The sequence below is a fragment of the Rhizobium sp. CECT 9324 genome, from assembly GCF_918741265.1.
Lineage (GTDB): Bacteria > Pseudomonadota > Alphaproteobacteria > Rhizobiales > Rhizobiaceae > Allorhizobium.
Genome location: NZ_CAKKMZ010000001.1, coordinates 1,559,490 through 1,579,033 on the forward strand (window position 1 = coordinate 1,559,490; position 19,544 = coordinate 1,579,033).

Genomic DNA, 19,544 nt, shown 5'->3' on the forward strand with positions numbered 1-19,544 from the left:
TGCCTCAGTTGCCGGCAATACCCAGCAGTTCCGCATCCAGCGCATGCAGGAAATCCTCGGCGATCTGATCGCCGATGCCGAGATCATGCGGCCCGAAGCGGCTGGCGACACGCATGTCGACCAGCGTCATTTCCGCCTCTTCGCGCAGCCGGATGATCGCATCGAAAGGCAGGCCGAGAATGAGCGTGCGCGTTGTCAGCTGCAGCCGCACCGTGCCCGGCGGTTCGCTCGGTTCCGGCGGCATGCTGACCACCACGTCGCTCGGCCGTGATGCGGGCAGGGGCCCTGTCTCCGGCAAGGCTTCGTCGGCGGCCGGCAGACCAGACTGGACCGGTTGATTGGGGTTGATGATCTCTTCCGTCGTTGGCCGCAGGGCGAAATCCGGCATCGCATATTCCTGGCCGCGGCTCGCCGTCACCACCAGCCGGTTGGCTTCGGCCACCTTGCGCACCGCTTCATAGACGCGGTCGAGCGCGCCTTCGTAGCGCCGGCCGGTGAGGCCCGGATAGGCAAAACTCTGCGCGGTCATCGCATCGGAGGGAAGGGAAGGCCGCGGCAGCAAATGCTGCGGCGCATCTGGGACCGACAGCCATTCCGGCCGTTCCGTCAGGTCGCTCGATACGTCGTAAAGTACGGGCCGGGTGAGATAACGATAGACGCCGTAACCCGGCAGCGCCAGCGGCAGGGCGGCGTAGATCAGCGCCCAGGTCGCAGCGACCCCACCCAGCGCCCCGATATGCCACAGGCGGACAAGACCGAGCAGCGCCAAAGGCACCGCAAGCGTGGCCGGGATGGCTGCAATCAGCACCAGCGCCACGAAATCCGGCGTCTTCAGCGGCCCGAACCGATGTGCCAGCAGCACCAGCACCAGCATGCCCAGCGCAAACAGCCCGAGACGGCGCGCCAGGAAGGCCGAGCGGGAGACGGGACGGTCATAACGGACGATCATGCGGAAACACCGGAATCAAAAGCGGTTGGTCTGTCCTGTGTAGCCGCTCGCTTCGGGGGCGTCGACCGCAAAGCGTATCACGGCGCCGGCCCGGATTCCGGCGCCAGATCAGGCAGGATGTCTGCCCCAGGCTCCGGCTGCAGATCGGGCAGCGCATCCAGCCGCGTGCCGTTGAGCAGCGGATTGGAGCCGTCCTCGGGGATCGTCAGCTCGAAGCCGCTGTCGGGTGCATCCTCAAGCCCTTCTTCGACGGCCGGATCGAGCGGCGGCAAGGCCGGCGCATCCATCTGACCATTGTCGGGCGTGCTCGGATCGGCAAGCGCTGGCGCATCATTGCCGAGCGGAACGTAAAGCGAGACCAGAACGATGATGCCGATCACCACCAGCCAGGAGCCGACGATGCGCGCCGGGATCGTCAGCCAGGGCCCGCGGAAATTGCGCAACAGCAGTCCCGGTGCGAGCAGGATCCACAAGGCCCCGATGACTGCTGTCAGGGTGAACTCCTTGATACCGATGCCGAAGTCGTCCAGCCCGATGAACAGCGACAGCGAAAAGCCGATCACGCCGGCAGCAACCGGTGCGCCGATGCGTCGTATCTTGGTTGGCAGCCAGAGCACGACACCGGCCAGCATCACCGCAATCGGGGCGATCAGGAACAGTTCGCCGCCGAGCGGGCTTTGCAGGATGGAATGGAAGATCGGGTCGAATGCCAGCAGCATCGGCGCCATGACGGCAAGAAAGCAGGCGACGATCGTATAGATCTCGGCGCGATGGACCGCCATGCCGATGGCAACCGAAATGCCCAGCATCGCGAGAACCAGATCGTAGATCGACAGGGTGAACAGGAAACCCAGTTCGAAAAAGGCAAACTCGTGCGGGATCGATAGTGCCAGCGCCACGGTCACCACGCCAGCGAGAAACAGCGCCAGCGACCAGCGGAAGCTTGCGGTTGCGGCAATACGGGTAAAATGTGCCCGCGCCGTCAGGTCCTCGGTATGATCTGTGCCCGCTTGATCATGGGCGGCGGTCAACGGGCCGGTCGCACCGGATTTGCCAAGATTGCTGGCTCCCGTGGATCCGGCGTTTGCCGCGCCAGACTGTGCTCCGCCGGACGACGCCTCCGTGCGCTTCTGCCGGTTCTTTTGGTTTGCCCTCTGCTGAAGACGTCGCTGGCTCATGCTGTATTCCGCCGCTCGGGGTCCGTGATCTTCCGGCTATTTCACAATCGGCCCATTTTGTCACCGCCAAGAAAGAAGGCCAAGACGCAAGGCCAAGACGGAAGACCAAGACGGAAGCCGCCCCGCAGAGGAGAACACCTGCGAGGCGAGGGGCGGACACTGGCCGCAGGTCGATGCCGATACCACGAAAAAGCCGAGACCGCGAAAAGGCGGGGCCACGAAAAAAAAGGGGCTACGATGGGCCATCCGGCTTCTTTGGCTCGGTCTATCCGGCTCGCCCCTTTCCTTAAAACGGGGCGCATCAATCTCCGGAAGACCGGTGCATCACGCGGCGCGGCGCTGGTGTGGCCCTTCTTCGATCTCTTCGATGATCTTGGCGACAAAGGCATCGAGATCGCCGGGCTGGCGCGAGGTGATGATACCATGATCGACCACGACGGCCTCGTCGCGCCAGTTGGCCCCGGCATTTTTCAGGTCGGTCTTGATCGACGCATAGGAGGTTGCGTTGCGACCGCGAAGCGCATCCGCTTCGACCAGCAGCCACGGGCCGTGGCAGACGGCGGCGATCGTCCGGCCGGACTTGACGAAGCCGCGCACCAGTTCGACTGCCGTCTGGTCATTGCGCAGGATATCCGGATTGATCTGGCCGCCCGGGATCATCAGCGCATCGTAATCCTCGATCTTGACGGCATCGACCGTCAGATCGACATCGACCGTGTCGCCCCAGTTCTTTTCGTCCCAGCTCTTGATCGGCGCGGGCGATAGCGAGGCGATCGAAACCTTGGCCCCCCGGGCCTTGAGCTGTTCCAGCGGTTTGCGCAATTCCGAGCGCTCATAACCGTCGGTGGCGAGGATCAGGATATGGGCGGATTGAATGGAAGGCATGGATCTGTCCTTTCGGTTCTTTTTGCTTGGGATCTATAAGAAACCCGGGAGGCAGGGGATCGTTCCGGTAAAAAACAGCCCGGATGCGGGCAAGGGGTGTTGCCGCTGGCCCTGCGCTTTGCTAATCAGGCGCCACCGCGATTTGGGAGGACTATCTTCCGGATCCTATTGGGGCGTCGCCAAGCGGTAAGGCACCGGTTTTTGGTACCGGCATTCCCAGGTTCGAATCCTGGCGCCCCAGCCATTTCCTCTTTTGTCCATATGGAAGCAAAAGCATTCGCGCCGTGAGGCGCAGGTGCCGGGATCAGGCGCTCGACGGCCATCGTGCACGCATCGCATGTGCCGGTGTTTTGGCGAGGCGGGCAGGCATCACATCAACCTGCCTATAGGCTGTCCTTTATTTCAGACTGTTGAGGTACTGTAAAGATATGGCGCGCTAGGTAATTGAAAATTAATTATAAATTGCGTTTTTATAAGGCAATCGTTAACCCTGTTTCGCCTATAAAAATGCGCTTCCACAAGGTCACGCGTTGCGAAGTTTTCGGTTTTTTTGTTCTGCGTAGGGGAGGGCGTCATCCACGGTGCCCTCCCGCCGCCGTTTGGGCAGCCTCGATCCGGGCAGGTGTGCAGGCACCAAGGGTTCCTTTCTCCGCCATGCATCGAAAAAAATACCCCCGGCGCGCGAGCGACCGGAGGCATATTCTCGACCCGTGTGGACGCAGCCCTTACGCGCCGCCGAGGAATTCCTCGCAATAGCTCTGGCCGCCATTGATGCCGGGACGGTCGACCACGGTGCGCACGCTGCGGATGATATAGTCGGGCGATACCGTGAGCTGGACTTCACAGCGCAGGTATTCCGTGCGCGCCTTGCTGATGATCTTTCCCTTCTTGCCGTCAACCTGTTCGTAGACCGCCGGCACGACACGGGTTTTGTGACCGCCGCGCCAAGTATAGATCGTCGATCTTCCGGCCGCGGTATCGCTCACCGGTGGGCCGAACTTGGCGAAGAACATGCCGGCCTGCTGGCCGTTCCAGCGCGTCTCGACATCATTTTTAGCGATACCCGTCGTCGTGCAGCCGGCCAATGCGACCGCAAGGCCGAGTGTGGCGCAAGCCTTGATCATACCGCGGAAATTCATTCTTGTGTCCCTCAAGCCCATGTCTTCAAGCCCATGTCTTCCGGTAACGCCCGGTGCCCAGCCCCTGCTGGCTCCTCAAAAGGCATTGATCCCCGCTGTAGGCTTTATCCTCAAATTGCCGCTTGGGAAATCGGTCTTGGCCCGCTGAACACGCTATTTTGCCATGATGATGCGAGGTTGCAACGCGGCCCAAGGCAAACACTCGTGCCGCCCGGCACAACGATCCCGATGCGGCCCGACTTTTGCATTCCGGGTTGCACATTTCCACCCCGCATGCGCGGCAGGCGGCGGACGCCAGTCTAGCAAACCTCCAGGAAAAGCGTTGTGTTTCAGATGTTTGCTGCCCTCGTTAGTGAAATTTCCATCTTTCCTGCGGGTTTTTTGGTTCCCCCGACTTGTGCAACAAAATTCGCTGGTCTATAGAGGCGCCGCTGGTCACGGAGTGTAGCGCAGTCTGGTAGCGCACCACGTTCGGGACGTGGGGGTCGCAAGTTCGAATCTTGCCACTCCGACCAGCCGAACCTGTCGCTCGCCCGAGATGCGCAAAATCCACCATGGTCGTTTGATGTCAACCATTCGTTGCGTGCGACGGTTTCATGTAGATTGCAGTGCAGGGCGCGCGCTACGCGGCCCTCCCGAATGTGCCTGAAACTGGGTTGTCGTCCGCAGAGGGCGCATCATATCGCATGCACTGCAAAGATGTGGCTTTGCGTGTATAATGCGCTAACCAATTGCAACCGCTGTTATGTTCGGGCACTCTTGGATACGCACTATGCGTGTCGGGATGTGACCCGATACGGCGCATGCGGTGTGAGGCTGCGAATTCGAGCCGGGTGAAAGCCGATGAATTTTGGTAAACGAAGACGGCGGCAGCGAAGCGAGAAAGTGACCCTGTCCGATGTCGCTCAGGCGGCGGGCGTGAGCGCAATCACGGTGTCGCGGGCCTTGCGCGATCCCGACAAGGTGTCACCCACCTTGCGCGACATGATCCTCAAGACCGTGGAAGACATGGGTTATGTGCCGGATCTTGCCGCCCGCGCTCTGGCCAGCAAGAACAGCGGCATCATTGGCGTCATGTCGCCGTCGCTGACCAATTACGCCTTCATCGCGGTCATGCGCGGCATCGAGGACCGGGTCCGCTCCACCGATCTGCGTATCCAGTATGCCAATCCCAATTATGACAAGCAGGATGAAGTGCAGCAGCTGCGGCTCTTCCTGACGCAGAACCCGGCGGGCATCATCTATGCCGGCCTGTCGAAAAACGACGAGTTGAACGAGATGCTGCGCGCAGCACCCTGTCCCGTCGTCGAGATCATGGATGTCAGCGGTGACCCGCTCGAAATGGCCATCGGCGTCGATCATCGCGCCGCAGCCGAAGTCGCCACCCGGCATCTGCTTCATAAGGGCTATCGGCGCATCGCCCTGCTGGGCGGGCGTTGGGACCTGCGGTCGCGCCGCCGCCTGGATGGTTACCGCGCGGTGCTGGAAGAGGCCGGCATCTATGATGCCTCACTCAGTCTCTCGGTCGATGGACATACCAGCGTCGCCCTTGGCGCGCATCTGCTCGAACGCCTTGTCAACGAACATGCCGATGCCGATGCTGCGCTGTGCCACAACGACGACGTGGCGCTCGGCGTCCTGTTCGAATGTCAGCGGCGCGGCATCGTTGTTCCGGATGCCTTTGGTCTCTGTGGCTTCAACGACCTGGATTATGCCGGCATTGCCTGCCCGTCGATCACCTCGGTCCGCATCCCGCGCTACGAGATCGGCTACCGCGCCGTCGATATGCTGCTCAGAGCCACGGGTGAGGGCGCCCCGCCGCCGAGCCTCGTCGATCTCGGTTTCAATCTGATCGAGCGCCAGTCGACGGCCCGTTCAGTGATCGCCGGTTGACCACGCGACCGCATTCGCCCGGCGATTTCGCCTGAATGCGGCCGAGCGCCGACCACAGTCCTCCTGGTCATGCCATGCGCAACGGCAATCGCCGCAAACATCGCCCTGTCGGGTGCATGTCTGCGGCGATTGTCATAGCCGGTAGCTTCAGGTTGAAGCGCCTGTGCCTGTTGCCGCGCTCATCCGTCGATATCGTCGAACAGGTCGCGCGCCTCTGCCGTGGTCAACCGGCGGGTTTCCACTTCGTCGCGGCGATTGGAGAGCAGCTCGGTCGCCAGCAGCTGTTCGGCCAGATCGGCCGGCAGCGACAGGATCACCCGGCCTTCATGGGCGTGCAGCCCGCCGAGTTCGGTGCGCTTGCCCGTGATCATGCCGCCGGCCACCGTGTTGTTGGTGTCGGGATCGATCAGGATGAAGGCGCCGGTGGCCCGGTTCAACTCATAGGGGTCGAAGATCGCCATTTCGTCGAAGGACAGATGCACCTTGCCGATGGCATTCATCTGCAACATGTCGCTGGCAACCCATTTGCCGCTTTTCAGATCGAGCTGCGACACCGGTTCGACCTGCACGCGCTGGCGGCGTGAACCGGCCTTCAGCCAGTAGCGCTTGCCGGGCACGATGCCGTCCGGCTGCAGCGCCACCATCTGCGCGTCGAAGGCAAGGCCGGTCTGCGGCTGGGCATCGAGCGAAACGATCATGTCGCCACGCGCCACGTCCACCTGGCGGTCGAGCACCAGCGTGATCGCATCGCCGGCAACGGCCGCATTGCGCACCAGGTCGAACGTGACGATCTGCTTGACATTGGCCAACTGGCCCGACGGCAGGATCGCCACGCTGTCGCCCGGCTTCACGGCGCCGCCGGCAACCGTGCCCTGATAGCCGCGGAAGCTTTCGCCCGGCCGCGACACGCGCTGCACCGGCAGGCGGAAACCGGTCGACTGACCGGAGCGCAGGGTGGCCAGCTCCAGCGTTTCGACCAGCGTCGGCCCTTCGTACCAGGGCATCACGGCGTCGGCGGCATAGACGACGTTTTCGCCCTTCAGCGCCGACATCGGGATTGCCGTCACCTGGCGCACGCCGAGCGAAAGCGCCAGCGCCTTGAAGTCGTGGTGGATCTGTTCGAACACAGCCTTGTCGTAGCCGACCAGGTCGAACTTGTTGACCGCCAGCACGAACTGCTTGATGCCCATCAGCGAGGCGATGGTTGCGTGGCGGCGGGTCTGTTCGAGCAGGCCGGTGCGCGCATCGACGAGCAGCACGGCGAGATCGGCGGTCGATGCGCCGGTTGCCATGTTGCGGGTATACTGTTCGTGGCCGGGTGTGTCGGCCACGATGAACGAGCGCCGGTCGGTGGCGAAATAGCGATAGGCGACATCGATGGTGATGCCTTGTTCGCGCTCCGCCTGCAGACCGTCCAGCAACAGCGCGAAGTCCGGCAGGCCGAGATCGTTCTGCTTGCCTGAGTCACGGTTGAGGGCTGCGGCCTGGTCTTCCTTGACGGCCTTGGTGTCCCACAGCAGCCGGCCGATCAGCGTCGACTTGCCGTCATCCACGGAGCCGCAGGTGATCAGGCGCAGCGGACGCGAATCGCGACTGATGACGGCCGGATCTGCCTGCGGTGCTGCGGCGGCGAGGGCGGTGTTGGCTTGAGCGGTCATCTCAGAAATATCCTTCGCGTTTCTTCTTTTCCATCGACCCGGCCTGGTCGCGGTCGATGGCCCGGCCCTGACGCTCGGACACAGTGGCAATCTCGAGCTCGGCGATCACCGCGTCGAGCGTGGTGGCGTCGGACTTGATCGCGCCGGTCAGCGGCCAGCAACCGAGCGTGCGGAAGCGGATCATGCCCTCCTGCACCTTTTCGTCTGGCAGCGCTTCGAAGCGCGGATCCTCGGCCCAGAGCAGCATTCCGTCGCGTTCGACGAACTTGCGGTTCTTGGCGTAGTAGAGCGGCGGCAGCGGGATGTTCTCTGCCTGGATGTAGCGCCAGATATCGACTTCGGTCCAGTTCGACAGCGGGAAGGCGCGCACGCTTTCGCCACGGCGCACCATGCCGTTATAGATGTTCCACAGTTCCGGGCGCTGGTTGCGCGGGTCCCATTTGTGGTCCGGCGTGCGGAACGAATAGATCCGTTCCTTGGCGCGGGACGCTTCTTCGTCGCGCCGTGCGCCGCCGAAAGCCGCATCGTATTTGCCGGCATCGAGCGCCTGGCGCAGCGATTCCGTCTTCATCACGTCGGTGTGGTAGGACGAGCCGTGGGTGAACGGCGAGATATTCTCGGCCGCACCGCGCGGATTGGTGTGCACGATCAGGTCGAGATCGAACTTTTCCGCCATCTCGTCGCGAAACGCGATCATTTCCGGAAACTTCCAGCCGGTATCGACATGCAGCAGCGGGAAGGGCACGCGGCCGGGGAAGAAGGCCTTGCGCGCTAAGTGAAGCAACACGGAGGAATCCTTGCCGATCGAATAGAGCATGACCGGCTTTTCGAACTCGGCGGCCACCTCGCGGAAAATATGGATCGCTTCGTTTTCCAGCGCCTTCAGATGTGGATCAAGCGGCGGCTTGCTTGCGGCATCCTTGGAATGCGGATCGAATTCGGATGTGTGTACGTGCATGGTCTTCTTTTCTTTCCTTGGGCAGCTGCCCCGAAGTCTCTCTTTGGCTTTGCCCCTCATCCGGCTGCCGCCACCTTCTCCCCGTAAACGGGGAGAAGACACTTGGGGCACCGTCAGCGCTTCGTCCGCCTTCTCCCCGCTTGCGGGGAGAAGGTCCCGGCAGGGGGATGAGGGGCAAGCTCAAAGGGCAAACAATGTTCAGGCCGGCGTCGGTATCGCCGAGGCCGCAGCCTCCGGCACATGCAGGCCGCATTCGCGCTTTTCGTCGTTTTCCCACCACCAGCGGCCGGCCCGTTCCGGTTCGCCCGGCTTGATGGCGCGGGTGCACGGCTCGCAGCCGATCGATGGATAACCGCGGGCATGCAGCGGATTGATCGGCACGCTTTCCGCCTCGACATAGGCGTTGATGGCCTCGATGGACCAGTCGGCCAGCGGGTTGATCTTGATCAGGTCGCGCTCGGCATCATATTCGGCGAACGGCGTGGTGGCGCGGTTGCCGGACTGTCCGCGGCGCAAGCCCGTCACCCAGTAGCGGGCGCCGTCAAGCGCCTCGGCCAAGGGAACCAGCTTGCGCACATGACAGCAGGCATGGCGCGCTTCGACGCTCTCGTAGAAGCCGTTCAGGCCGAATTTCGCCGCATAGGCATCGACATCGTCCTGCTTCGGGGTGAAGCGCTGGATCGAGATGCCGAAGCGTTCCTCGGTCTCGGCGATCAGGTCCACGGTCTCCTTGAACAGGCGGCCGGTCTCGAGCGTCGACACATCGATCGGCAGTCGGGCAAGGCCGATCGCAGCCGTGATCACCTGATCCTCGATGCCGAGGCTGGTGGTGAACACGGCGCGACCCTCATGCGCTGCGACAATGCGAAGACGCTCGGTCAGATCTGCATGTTCCAGAGTTGTATTCAGGAGGCTGGCAAGTTCGGTGTTGCTTGGAAGGTTCATCTGTTTGTCCCTGCTACAGGTGCGCATTATCCCGCAAACGGGCGGGCGCGGACAGGAATTGCCTTTCAAGCCAGTGCACAGAATGAGCAAATATCTCTCCCCAGTGATGCAAACTCGGGATTTCGTCCCGCCCAACCCGCGCTGTCGTTTCCCGAGGCGCCGCAAATTCCAGCGCCTTTCCCGTCTTTGCGACGGCAAAAAAACCAGGTTTGCACATGGAAACACCGCAGGCCGCAAATCGACATTTGAACCCATGGCGGATTTCGGCTATTGCGACATCGTGCGGACGCCGGTCCGCATGAGCCGGTGTTTCCTGATGATTTCCCAACGAGCCAAATATGCGCTGCGGGCGCTGAATGTCCTGGCACGCGCCACGCCGGGCGAGCCGGTGCAGATTCCCGACATTGCCGAACAGCAGCGCATCCCGAAGAAGTTCCTCGAGCAGATTCTCCTCGAACTGAAGCGCGCCGGGATCGTCGAAAGCAGGCGCGGCAAGCAGGGCGGTTATCTCCTGCTGCGGGCTGCTACCGACGTCACATATGGCGAGGTCCTGCGCCTGATTGACGGTCCTGTCGCGCCCTTGCCCTGCCTGTCGCTCTCGGCCTATCGCCGCTGCGAGGATTGCGCCGGCGAACAGGATTGCGAAGTCCGTCACGTCTTTTCCCGTGTTGCCGACGAAACGCGTGCCGTGCTCTTTTCGACCAGTCTCGCCGATGCGGTCTCCACGCGCCACCCGGAATTGGCCTGAGCCCAGCATCGGATTTGACCGCCTGCACCGGTATCCGGGTCGGCCCTTCTCCCCTCCCATTGGCCCGACAGCATTTTGCAGCGAAGCTTTTTCGCAGTATTTTCCACCCCTATCGACGGCTCCCGGCGCAAGCCTGTTCTGCCAAGGCGCCTCGACCGGGGTACGGTTTTGTTATTTTTCGCCTTGCGTTGACTAACACTACTCGTCCGGTAGTCTTAATTTCATCGAAACGAGATGAGGAGGAAGACGCATGAAAAGCATCCTGAAACAGGTCAGTGCTCTCGTGATTGGCCTTGGGCTGACAGCGGGTTCGATCGCTCCGGCATTTGCCGATGCCCAGTTGCTCAATGTCTCCTACGATCCGACGCGGGAATTCTACAAGGAATATAACGAGGCCTTCGCCAAGCATTGGCAGGAGACAGCGGGCGAAGCGGTGACGATCCGCCAGTCGCATGGCGGCTCCGGCAAGCAGGCCCGCGCCGTGATCGATGGTCTCGACGCCGACGTGGTGACGCTGGCGCTTCAGGGCGACATCGATGCCATTGTCGAAAACACCGGCAAGATCGCCAAGGATTGGCGCGGCCGCCTGGAAAACAACTCTTCTCCTTATACCTCGACCATCGTCTTCCTCGTGCGCAAGGGCAATCCGAAGGGCATCAAGGATTGGGGCGATCTGGTGAAGGGTGACGTGCAGATCGTCACGCCGAATCCGAAAACCTCCGGCGGTGCGCGCTGGAACTATCTCGCCGCCTGGGCCTGGGCGCACAAGGAGTTCGGCGGCGACGAGACGAAGATCAAGGAATACATCACCGAGATCTTCCGCCGCGCCCCCGTGCTTGACACCGGCGCCCGCGGCTCGCTGACCAGCTTTGCCCAGCGCGAGATCGGCGACGTGCTGCTGTCGTGGGAAAACGAGGCGCATCTCGCCGGCCAGGAATTCGGCGCCGATGCCTTCGAGATCATCACCCCGTCGCAGTCGATCCTCGCCGAACCGCCGGTGGCCGTCGTCGATGCGAATGTCGATGCCAAGGGCACGCGCAGGCAGGCGGAAGCCTATCTCGCCTATCTCTACTCCGAAGAAGGCCAGCGCCTTGCTGCGAAGCACTTCTATCGCCCGTCCAAGCCCGAGCTTGTGCCTGCCGATGCATTGACGGCCCTTCCCAAGATCGATCTGGTCACCATCGACGACCCGATCTTCGGCGGTTGGGCCAAGGCACAGCCGACCCATTTCGGCGACGGCGGCATCTTCGACCAGATCTACAAGCCGGCACGCTGAACAAGACGTCCTCCCAGGGACAACAAGCCCCGACCTCGTTTGCGAGGCCGGGGCTTGCCGGGACTTGAATGCGGCACGGGATAAGGCATCATCAATGCGGAATATGGAATGACGGGACAGCTCATGAAGAACTGGCGCCAGCCGAGCATCTTGCCAGGGTTTGGCCTGACGCTTGGCTATACGATCACCTATCTTACCCTGATCATCCTGATCCCGCTGGCGGCCCTGGTGCTCCGCACGGCATCCCTCGGCTGGACCGATTTCTTCGCAGTCGTCATGGATGAGCGCACCCAGCTTGCGCTGCGCATCTCCTTTGGCGCCGCCCTGATTGCAGCGCTGGTCAATGTCGTCTTCGGCGTCATCGTCGCCTGGGTTCTGGTCCGCTATCAGTTTCCCGGCCGTCGACTGCTCGATGCGGTGGTCGACCTGCCGTTTGCCTTGCCGACCGCCGTTGCCGGTATCGCGCTCGCCGCTCTCTATGCCAAGAACGGCTGGATCGGCGGCCTGCTCGATCCGCTCGGCATCAAGGTCGCCTTCACGCCGCTCGGCATTGTCTTTGCGCTGATCTTCATCGGCCTGCCCTTTGTCGTGCGCACGGTGCAGCCGGTGATGGAGGAGCTCGACCGCGAGGTCGAGGAGGCGGCAGCGACGCTGGGCGCCAGTCGTTTCCAGACGATCCGCCGGGTCGTGCTGCCCAGCCTGACGCCCGCCATCCTCACCGGTTTCGCGCTCGCCTTTGCCCGCGCCGTCGGCGAATACGGCTCGGTCATCTTCATCGCCGGCAACATCCCCTATGTCTCGGAAATCGCGCCGCTCCTCATCGTCATCCGGCTGGAGGAGTTCAATTATGCCGGTGCGACGGCGATTGCCTCGATCATGTTGCTCATCTCGTTTGCCATGCTGCTGTTCATCAACCTGCTGCAGATGTGGAGCCGTCGGAGATATGCCAATGTCCGCTGACACAAGCACAGCCCACCGTTTCCGCGATGCGGCGACGGAAGCGCCGCTCGCCCGTTTCGTGTTGATCGCCGTCGCCGTTGCCTTCATGGCGCTGATCCTGCTGATGCCGCTGCTGCTGGTCTTCATCGAGGCGTTCCGCCAGGGGATTCCGGCATTCTTCGAAGCGCTTGGCGACGTCGATGCGCTGGCCGCCATTCGCCTGACGCTGTTGGTGGCCGCCATTGCCGTGCCGCTCAATCTGGTCTTCGGCGTCTCGGCCGCCTGGGCGATCGCCAAGTTCGAATTCAAGGGCAAGACCTTCCTCACCACCCTGATCGACCTGCCGTTCTCGATCTCGCCGGTCATATCCGGCCTGGTCTATGTGCTGCTTTTCGGTGCCAATAGCTGGCTCGGCCCGATCCTGAAAGGCTGGGGCGTCGAGATCCTGTTTGCCGTGCCCGGCATCGTGCTTGCCACGGTCTTCGTGACCTTTCCCTTTGTCGCCCGCGAACTCATCCCGCTGATGCAGGAACAGGGCACCGGCGACGAGGAAGCGGCCCTGTCGCTCGGTGCCAGTGGCTGGCAGACCTTCTGGTATGTGACGCTACCCAATATCAAATGGGGCCTGCTCTACGGCGTCCTGCTCTGCAACGCTCGCGCCATGGGTGAGTTCGGCGCCGTCTCGGTCGTCTCCGGCCATATCCGTGGCCTGACCGAAACCATGCCGCTGCATGTCGAGGTCCTCTACAACGAATACAATTTCGTCGCCGCCTTCGCGGTCTCGACACTGCTCGCTCTCCTTGCCCTGGTCACGCTCGCGCTGAAGACGATCCTCGAGATCCGTTACGGCGAACAGCTGTCGGCAAGCCGTAAACATTGAAAGGTCAGTCCCGATGGATGTCACGATCAACAATATCCGCAAGGATTTCGGCCAGTTTCCGGCGCTGCACGATGTCTCGCTCTCGGTCGGCACCGGCGAGCTGATCGCGCTGCTCGGGCCCTCCGGCTCCGGCAAGACCACGCTGTTGCGGCTGATTGCCGGCCTCGAACAGCCGACCGAAGGCCGGATCTTCTTCGGCGGCGAGGATGCCTCGCACAAGAGCGTGCAGGAGCGCCATGTCGGCTTCGTCTTCCAGCACTACGCCCTGTTTCGCCACATGACCGTGGCCGACAACATTGCGTTTGGCCTCAAAGTGCGCCCCAAGGCCACGCGCCCGCCGGCCCATGAGATCAAGACGCGCGTGGCCGACCTGATCGACATGGTCCAGCTGAATGGCCTCGAAAAGCGCTATCCGGCCCAGCTCTCCGGCGGTCAGCGTCAGCGCGTCGCACTGGCCCGCGCCATGGCGATCGAACCCTCCGTGCTTCTGCTTGACGAACCGTTCGGCGCGCTCGACGCCAAGGTCCGCAAGGACCTGCGCCGCTGGCTGCGCGAATTCCACGATCGCACCGGCCACACCACCTTTTTCGTCACCCACGACCAGGACGAGGCGCTGGAGCTTGCCGATCGCGTCGTCGTCATGAGCCAGGGCAAGGTCGAGCAGATCGGCACCGCAGACGATGTCTACGACCGTCCGAACTCGCCCTTCGTCTTCTCCTTCATCGGCGAGAGCTCGCATGTGCCGGTCACGCTGAAAGCGGGCGAGATCCTCTTTCAGGGCGAAAGCATCGGCCTGTCCGAACAGGGTGGTGACTGCGATGGCACCCTGTTCTTCCGCCCGCAGGACGTTGTCCTCACCGATCATTCCAACGCGCTGTCCGGCAAGGTCACCGCCAGCCGCCGCCTCGCCGGTACCCGCATTGCCGAGATCGACATTTCCGGCAGCGGCGAGGCCCATCACATCGAGATTGAGGTCCCGCTCGAAGCCAATGTCGTCGTCGGCGGCGAACTCAGCTTCCGACCGACCAGCTGGAAGATCTTTCGTGATGCTGCGTAAGTATCAAATGATCAGATACTGACGAACGTCAGTTCCTTTTCAGCAAATACACGCGGTGGTATAGTTCCCCTGTTCAAAAGGGGGAACACGCACATGCCTATGCTTTCCATCTGGTATTTCCGCACCGCAATCCTGTTTCTGATCGCCGGGATCTGTCTCGGCCTCTATATGTCGATCACCCATGAATTCGCGGCGACCGGCGCGCATGCGCATATCAACCTGCTCGGCTGGGTGACGATGGCGATCTTCGGGATCTACTACGCACTCAATCCCGTCCAGGCCACAAGCCGGATAGCGCGGCTCCAGTATTTCGTCTACACGCTCGGCATTCTGGTCATGGCGCCGTCGCTGTTTCTGTTTCTCACTGGCAACACGGCGATGGAGCCGCTGGTGGCGATCTCGTCGCTGGTGACCTTCTCCGGCGTCCTTCTGTTTGCCTTCATCCTGTTTACCCGACGAGCCTGACGCAATCGCGATCGCTGGGACGATGGGCCGGCGCGTTGGTGACGCGCCGGCCCATCGTCATGCGCTCAGACCAGGAAGATCGAGATGATCGGAAAGGCCGTCAGAAGAATGATGCGCAGCAGGTCGGCGGTGACGAAGGGCGTTATGCCCTTGTAGGTCTCGCGCATCGGCACATCGCGCGCCATCGCCGATATGATGAACAGGTTGAGCCCGACGGGTGGCGTGATCATGCCGATCTCTGCCACCATCAGCACCAGGATGCCGAACCAGATGGCGAAGTGTTCGGGGCTGAGGCCAAAATCCATGGCAGTCACGATCGGGAAGAAGATCGGGATGGTCAGGATGATCATCGACAGCGAATCCATGATGCAGCCGAAGATGATGTAGAGGACCAAGATGATGATCAGCACGGTCATCGGGGCGTATCCCTGCGCCGTTACCCATTCCGCGCCCAGTTGCGGCAGCCGCGAGAAGGCGAGGAACGAGTTGAACACCGAGGCGCCGAGCACGATGAAGAAGATCATGCCGGTCGAGACTGCGGTTTCCTTGAAGCAGTCGAACAGCGCGCCTTTGCTTAGCCCTCCGGCCTGCCAGGCCACCAGTCCGGCACCGGCAGCCCCGATCGCTGCTGCCTGTGTGGGGGTGAACCAGCCGAGATAGATGCCGCCGACGACGAGGAAGAAGATAGCCACGACCGGCCAGACTGCGATCAGCGCCGGCACCCTTTCGGCCCAGGGGATGCGCTTTGCCTGACCGGCACTTTCCGGCTTGAGGCGTACATAGATGGCGATCACCAGCAGATAGGATGCGGCTGCGATCAGGCCCGGCACGAAGGCCGCGAGAAACAGCTTGGCGATGTTCTGCTCGGCAAGGATCGCATAGATGACCAGTACGACCGAGGGCGGGATCAGGATGCCGAGCGTGCCGCCGGCGGCAAGCGTCGCTGTGGCTAGTCCGCCGGCATAGCCGTTGCGTTTCAGTTCGGGCAGGGCGACCTGCGCCATCGTGGCAGCCGTTGCCAGCGACGAGCCGCAGATCGAACCGAACCCGGCACAGGCCCCGACGGCGGCCATGGCCACGCCACCCTTGCGATGGCCGAGAAAGGCAGCGGCCGCGTTGAACAGCGCCTGACTCATGCCGCCGCGCGCCGCAAACTGCCCCATCAGCAGGAAAAGCGGGATGATCGACAGCGAATAATTGGCATTGGTCGACCAGGGCAGGGCTTTCAGCTGTGACAGGATCGGCGTCCACTTGCCGAGCACCAGATAGGTGCCGATCACGCCGGTGCCGAGCATGGCGGCGGCAATCGGAATGCGCAGGAAAATCAGCAGAATGAGGACAGGAAAGGACCAGAGCCCGATTTCAACACTGCTCATCAATGGGCTCCAAGCGATGCGACGATGGTCCGTCCGCTTCTGATCTCGCGGATGTCGGACAGGATGATGAAGAGGCAGACGAAAAGGTTTGCGATCATCAGGACAAGCGCGATCGCAAAGCCCCACCAGACCGGCAGCAGCAGCAGCGCCGTCGTCTCGCCGTTTTCGAATTTGTCGAAGGTGCCGATCGCATGACGCCATGTCAAAAGGCCGATCAGCGCTGCGATGATGACGTCGCCGATCAGCTGGGTCCAGTTCATCGCCTTCGCGCCGAAGGCAGAAATCAGGATGTCGACGCCGACATGCCCACGCTTCAGCTGGCAGAACGGCAGGAAGGCAAACACGGCGAGACCACACAGCGCCTCGACCAGTTCGATCTCGCCGGGCAGCGGCTTGAAGGTGAGGCCGCCCAGGATCGACAGACCGGTCAGGATGCAGGCGGCAACCAGGCAGAAGCCACCGAAGGCAACCAGAAGGCTGGCAAGCCGCTCGCAGGCCCGTTGCAGGCGTTCAAAGCTGTTTTGGGAGAAGGTGGCCATACGGCATCCTCGACATGATGTGAAAATCCGGGCGCCGTGCAGACAGCGCCCGGAAATCGGTTGTGGGAATTACTTGCTATACTGCTCGATCAGCGCGACAGCATCCTTGTGCAGCGTGGTGCCGTCCAGGCCCTTGCCGTCCATGTCGGCGATCCACGCCTTGGTCACCGTTTCGCCGGCGGTTTTCCATCGGGCCGTTTCGGTCTCGTCGAGCGTGATCGTGGTATTGCCGGCCTTGTCGGCAATATCCTTGCCGCGCACGTCGCCTTCATCCATCGCCACGCCGAACTGCCGTGCCAGCTCCTTGCCGGAATTGGCGTCGATGACCTTTTTCAGGTCGTCGGGCAGGGCGTCATAGCTGTCCTTGTTCATCGCAAACAGGAACGTGCCGGTATAGAGACCGTTCTTGCCGGAGAACGCGGTGTGGTTCGGCGCGAGCTCTGCGATCTTGATCGCCGGCGTCACTTCCCAGGGCACGACCGTTCCGTCGATCACGCTTTTCGACAGGCTTTCCGGCACCGCCGTCACCGGCATGCCGACAGGGGCAGCGCCCATGGCTTCCAGCATCTGGTTGACCACTTTCGACGTGCCGCGCAGCTTCAGGCCGTTCATGTCTTCCAGCGCCTTGACCGGCTTGGACGCGATCGTGTGGATCAGCCCCGGGCCATGGGTGTGCACGGCGAGCACGTGGTAGTCCTTCAGCTCGTCGGTCAGGTGCTTTTCATAATAGTCGTAAAACGCCTGCGATGTCGCTTCGCCGCTGGTCATCACGAAGGGCAGCTCGAAGGCTTCGGACTTCGGGAAGCGCCCCGGCGTATAGCCGAACAGCGTCCAGGTGATATCGACGACACCGTCCTTGACCTGATCGACCAGATCGGCAGGCTTGCCGCCGAGCTGCATGGCCGGATAAAGCTCGACCTCGATGCGTCCGCCGGAATCGGCCTTGATTTTCTCGGCCCAGGGCGCCAGCACCTTGGCGGGGATTGTCGCCTGCGGTGGCAGGAACTGGTGCAGCTTTAGCGTCACCTCGGCCGCAACGGCCGATGTGGACATGGCCGCCAATGCGGCTCCGGACATTCCGGCAAAAAGGAATTTACGCAACATGATCTCCTCCAGACGTGCGCGTGACATAGATCGGGGAGATCGGTTGCGCAGCCATGCCGCAACGCCGGATGAAAGGACGGGTGCAATTCCGGTCATTTCGCCTCCGGAGATGACGATCCTCCATGATCGCAACGCCTCCCCTAATATGGTTATGTTTGCAGAAGTGCCGGACGCCCGCAAATAATAATCTCGGCATAATCCATAACGGTACGGATATGTTTCTGCCCGGCGCTCTCCGGGTAAAAGCGCTTCCGGTCTATCTTTCGCTCGCTCGCCACAGGGTTCGGCTTGGCGAATGATAGGCGGCACAGTATAGGTGCCGCCGGCCCGACCATGATGGTTCGATGCGGGCGGCGAAGGTCAAGGACAGGTTTGGCATGAGTGTTTTCCGCGTGACGATGCGCAATGTGCGACCAACCATGGCGCTGGCGGTCTGTCTGGCTATCGGTTTGTCATCCTGCGCTGGCCGACCCGGTCCCGAAACACTGGCGACGATCGGCGATCTTGATTTCAAACCTGCCAAGGTGGAAACCCTTTTTGCCGTCACCACGCGAGACCGGGCAGAACGAGGCAAGAATGTCTTCACCGCCGGCAAGGCGCGCACCGTCAACTATGCCAGCTTCGACGTGTCGATCCCGCCAACCCACAAGGCTGCCAACATCGAATGGCCGAAGGGTTCCAAGGTGGATCCCGAAAAGGATTTCGCCGTCATCGATCAATCGGTGCTGCAGCGCGAGCAATTGCTCGATGCCGTGGCGCGACGCACCGCAAAGGGCGCTGCCCCGACCGTCTTCGTGCATGGTTACAACTACAATTTCCAGGAAGCGCTGTATCGTCTGGCCCAGTTGAAGACCGACAGCGACATCGACGGGTCGCCGATCCTCTTCTCCTGGCCTTCGCATGCCGCCATCCCAGCCTATGTCGCCGACAAGGAATCGGCCACCTATTCGCGTGACGCGCTGGTGCAATTGCTCGTCGATCTCACCGCCCGGACAAAGGGCACGGATGTCGAGGTCTTTGCCCATTCCATGGGCGGCTGGCTGACGGTCGAGGCTCTGCGCCAATTGAAGCTGCAGGGACGCAGCGACGTCTTGGACCGGCTGCGGGTCATCCTGGCGGCCCCCGATATCGATCGGGACGTCTTCGTCTCCCAGCTGGATGTCATCGGCCCGATGCGCCGTCCGATCACCATTCTTGTCTCGCCGGACGATCGCGCACTGAAGGTGTCCAGCATTCTCGGCGCCGGCTCGCCGCGTGTCGGGGCGGTCGATGTCACCGATCCCAGGGTCGCCGACGCGGCAAAGGCGGCCGGCGTCAACATTATCGATATATCGTCGCTGGAATCGCTCGATCCCTCCAATCACAATCGTTATGTCGAGGCGGTGGCCCTGGCAAAGACGTTGAGCAGGCCGACGGCCAATGCCGGTCTTGGCGATGCCGGTGCCTTCATCTTCGATGCCGCCGCCCAGACCATTTCCAGTCCCTTTTCGTTGGCGGCCACAGTCCTGCGGGGCAACTGAGCCCCGCCAACCGCAAACCGCCAGCCGACCAACCG

General features: G+C 62.1%; 18 protein-coding genes and 2 tRNA genes. 10 read left to right on the top strand and 10 right to left on the bottom strand.

Annotated features, from left to right (window positions below; genetic code table 11):
• Window positions 1-4 precede the first annotated feature (4 nt).
• From LQ231_RS07645 to LQ231_RS07655, 3 genes are all read right to left on the bottom strand, one after another.
• Window positions 5-949, bottom strand: a complete 945-nt coding sequence (locus tag LQ231_RS07645) for a DUF1499 domain-containing protein (protein ID WP_230170893.1) — start codon at window positions 947-949, stop codon at window positions 5-7.
• A gap of 77 nt (window positions 950-1,026) precedes the next feature.
• Window positions 1,027-2,127 carry a hypothetical protein gene (locus LQ231_RS07650; RefSeq protein WP_230170894.1) on the bottom strand — a complete coding sequence of 367 codons (1,101 nt, stop codon included), beginning with the start codon at window positions 2,125-2,127 and terminating at the stop codon, window positions 1,027-1,029.
• A gap of 324 nt (window positions 2,128-2,451) precedes the next feature.
• Window positions 2,452-3,012, bottom strand: a complete 561-nt coding sequence (locus LQ231_RS07655; protein WP_230170895.1) for a type 1 glutamine amidotransferase domain-containing protein — start codon at window positions 3,010-3,012, stop codon at window positions 2,452-2,454.
• A gap of 169 nt (window positions 3,013-3,181) precedes the next feature.
• Here LQ231_RS07655 and LQ231_RS07660 point away from each other — a divergent pair.
• Window positions 3,182-3,256 (top strand) — tRNA-Gln (locus tag LQ231_RS07660).
• A gap of 481 nt (window positions 3,257-3,737) precedes the next feature.
• Here LQ231_RS07660 and LQ231_RS07665 read toward each other — a convergent pair.
• Window positions 3,738-4,151 (bottom strand): hypothetical protein, encoded by a 414-nt coding sequence (locus LQ231_RS07665; RefSeq protein WP_230170896.1) that lies wholly within the window; start codon window positions 4,149-4,151, stop codon window positions 3,738-3,740.
• 438 nt (window positions 4,152-4,589) lie between these two features.
• Here LQ231_RS07665 and LQ231_RS07670 point away from each other — a divergent pair.
• Both LQ231_RS07670 and LQ231_RS07675 read left to right on the top strand, forming a co-directional pair.
• Window positions 4,590-4,666 (top strand) — tRNA-Pro (locus LQ231_RS07670).
• Window positions 4,667-4,994: 328 nt separating this feature from the next.
• Window positions 4,995-6,044 (top strand): LacI family DNA-binding transcriptional regulator, encoded by a 1,050-nt coding sequence (locus LQ231_RS07675; RefSeq protein ID WP_290371347.1) that lies wholly within the window; start codon window positions 4,995-4,997, stop codon window positions 6,042-6,044.
• 179 nt (window positions 6,045-6,223) lie between these two features.
• Here LQ231_RS07675 and cysN read toward each other — a convergent pair whose 3' ends face one another.
• The 3 genes from cysN to LQ231_RS07690 form a co-directional block, all read right to left on the bottom strand.
• The gene (cysN, locus tag LQ231_RS07680) at window positions 6,224-7,702 is read right to left on the bottom strand and encodes a sulfate adenylyltransferase subunit CysN (protein ID WP_230170898.1); all 1,479 of its coding nucleotides are present in this window, start codon (window positions 7,700-7,702) and stop codon (window positions 6,224-6,226) included.
• Between the two features lies 1 nt (window position 7,703).
• Entirely contained in the window at window positions 7,704-8,660 is a 957-nt protein-coding gene (gene cysD, locus LQ231_RS07685; protein WP_230170899.1) for a sulfate adenylyltransferase subunit CysD, read from the bottom strand.
• 198 nt (window positions 8,661-8,858) lie between these two features.
• The gene (locus tag LQ231_RS07690; RefSeq protein ID WP_230170900.1) at window positions 8,859-9,605 is read right to left on the bottom strand and encodes a phosphoadenylyl-sulfate reductase; all 747 of its coding nucleotides are present in this window, start codon (window positions 9,603-9,605) and stop codon (window positions 8,859-8,861) included.
• A 316-nt stretch (window positions 9,606-9,921) separates the two neighbouring features.
• Between LQ231_RS07690 and LQ231_RS07695 the strand changes: the two genes are divergently transcribed.
• The 6 genes from LQ231_RS07695 (at window position 9,922) to LQ231_RS07720 (ending at window position 14,970) form a co-directional block, all read left to right on the top strand.
• Window positions 9,922-10,353: an Rrf2 family transcriptional regulator gene (locus tag LQ231_RS07695; protein WP_230170901.1), complete on the top strand. Its 432-nt coding sequence runs from the start codon at window positions 9,922-9,924 to the stop codon at window positions 10,351-10,353.
• 250 nt (window positions 10,354-10,603) lie between these two features.
• Window positions 10,604-11,629, top strand: a complete 1,026-nt coding sequence (locus tag LQ231_RS07700; protein WP_230170902.1) for a sulfate ABC transporter substrate-binding protein — start codon at window positions 10,604-10,606, stop codon at window positions 11,627-11,629.
• Window positions 11,630-11,737: 108 nt separating this feature from the next.
• Complete coding sequence (gene cysT, locus LQ231_RS07705; protein ID WP_230170903.1) at window positions 11,738-12,589, top strand: sulfate ABC transporter permease subunit CysT; 852 nt, start codon at window positions 11,738-11,740, stop codon at window positions 12,587-12,589.
• Complete coding sequence (gene cysW, locus LQ231_RS07710) at window positions 12,579-13,448, top strand: sulfate ABC transporter permease subunit CysW (protein WP_230170904.1); 870 nt, start codon at window positions 12,579-12,581, stop codon at window positions 13,446-13,448. Before cysT ends, cysW begins: the two co-directional genes overlap by 11 nt.
• A gap of 13 nt (window positions 13,449-13,461) precedes the next feature.
• The gene (locus LQ231_RS07715) at window positions 13,462-14,505 is read left to right on the top strand and encodes a sulfate/molybdate ABC transporter ATP-binding protein (RefSeq protein WP_230170905.1); all 1,044 of its coding nucleotides are present in this window, start codon (window positions 13,462-13,464) and stop codon (window positions 14,503-14,505) included.
• A gap of 93 nt (window positions 14,506-14,598) precedes the next feature.
• Window positions 14,599-14,970: a hypothetical protein gene (locus LQ231_RS07720; protein ID WP_230170906.1), complete on the top strand. Its 372-nt coding sequence runs from the start codon at window positions 14,599-14,601 to the stop codon at window positions 14,968-14,970.
• A gap of 65 nt (window positions 14,971-15,035) precedes the next feature.
• On the opposite strand, the gene LQ231_RS07725 is transcribed toward LQ231_RS07720, so the two are convergent.
• The 3 genes from LQ231_RS07725 to LQ231_RS07735 all read right to left on the bottom strand — a co-directional run bounded on the left by LQ231_RS07725 (window position 15,036) and on the right by LQ231_RS07735 (window position 17,989).
• Window positions 15,036-16,346 (bottom strand): TRAP transporter large permease, encoded by a 1,311-nt coding sequence (locus LQ231_RS07725; protein WP_230170907.1) that lies wholly within the window; start codon window positions 16,344-16,346, stop codon window positions 15,036-15,038.
• Entirely contained in the window at window positions 16,346-16,885 is a 540-nt protein-coding gene (locus tag LQ231_RS07730; RefSeq protein WP_230170908.1) for a TRAP transporter small permease, read from the bottom strand. Before LQ231_RS07730 ends, LQ231_RS07725 begins: the two co-directional genes overlap by 1 nt.
• A 69-nt stretch (window positions 16,886-16,954) precedes the next feature.
• Window positions 16,955-17,989: a TRAP transporter substrate-binding protein gene (locus LQ231_RS07735; RefSeq protein WP_230170909.1), complete on the bottom strand. Its 1,035-nt coding sequence runs from the start codon at window positions 17,987-17,989 to the stop codon at window positions 16,955-16,957.
• Window positions 17,990-18,366: 377 nt separating this feature from the next.
• On the opposite strand from LQ231_RS07735, the gene LQ231_RS07740 reads away from it, so the two are divergent.
• On the top strand, window positions 18,367-19,509 hold the full coding sequence (locus LQ231_RS07740) for an alpha/beta fold hydrolase (protein WP_230170910.1): 1,143 nt from the start codon (window positions 18,367-18,369) through the stop codon (window positions 19,507-19,509).
• The last annotated feature ends 35 nt before the right edge of the window (window positions 19,510-19,544 follow it).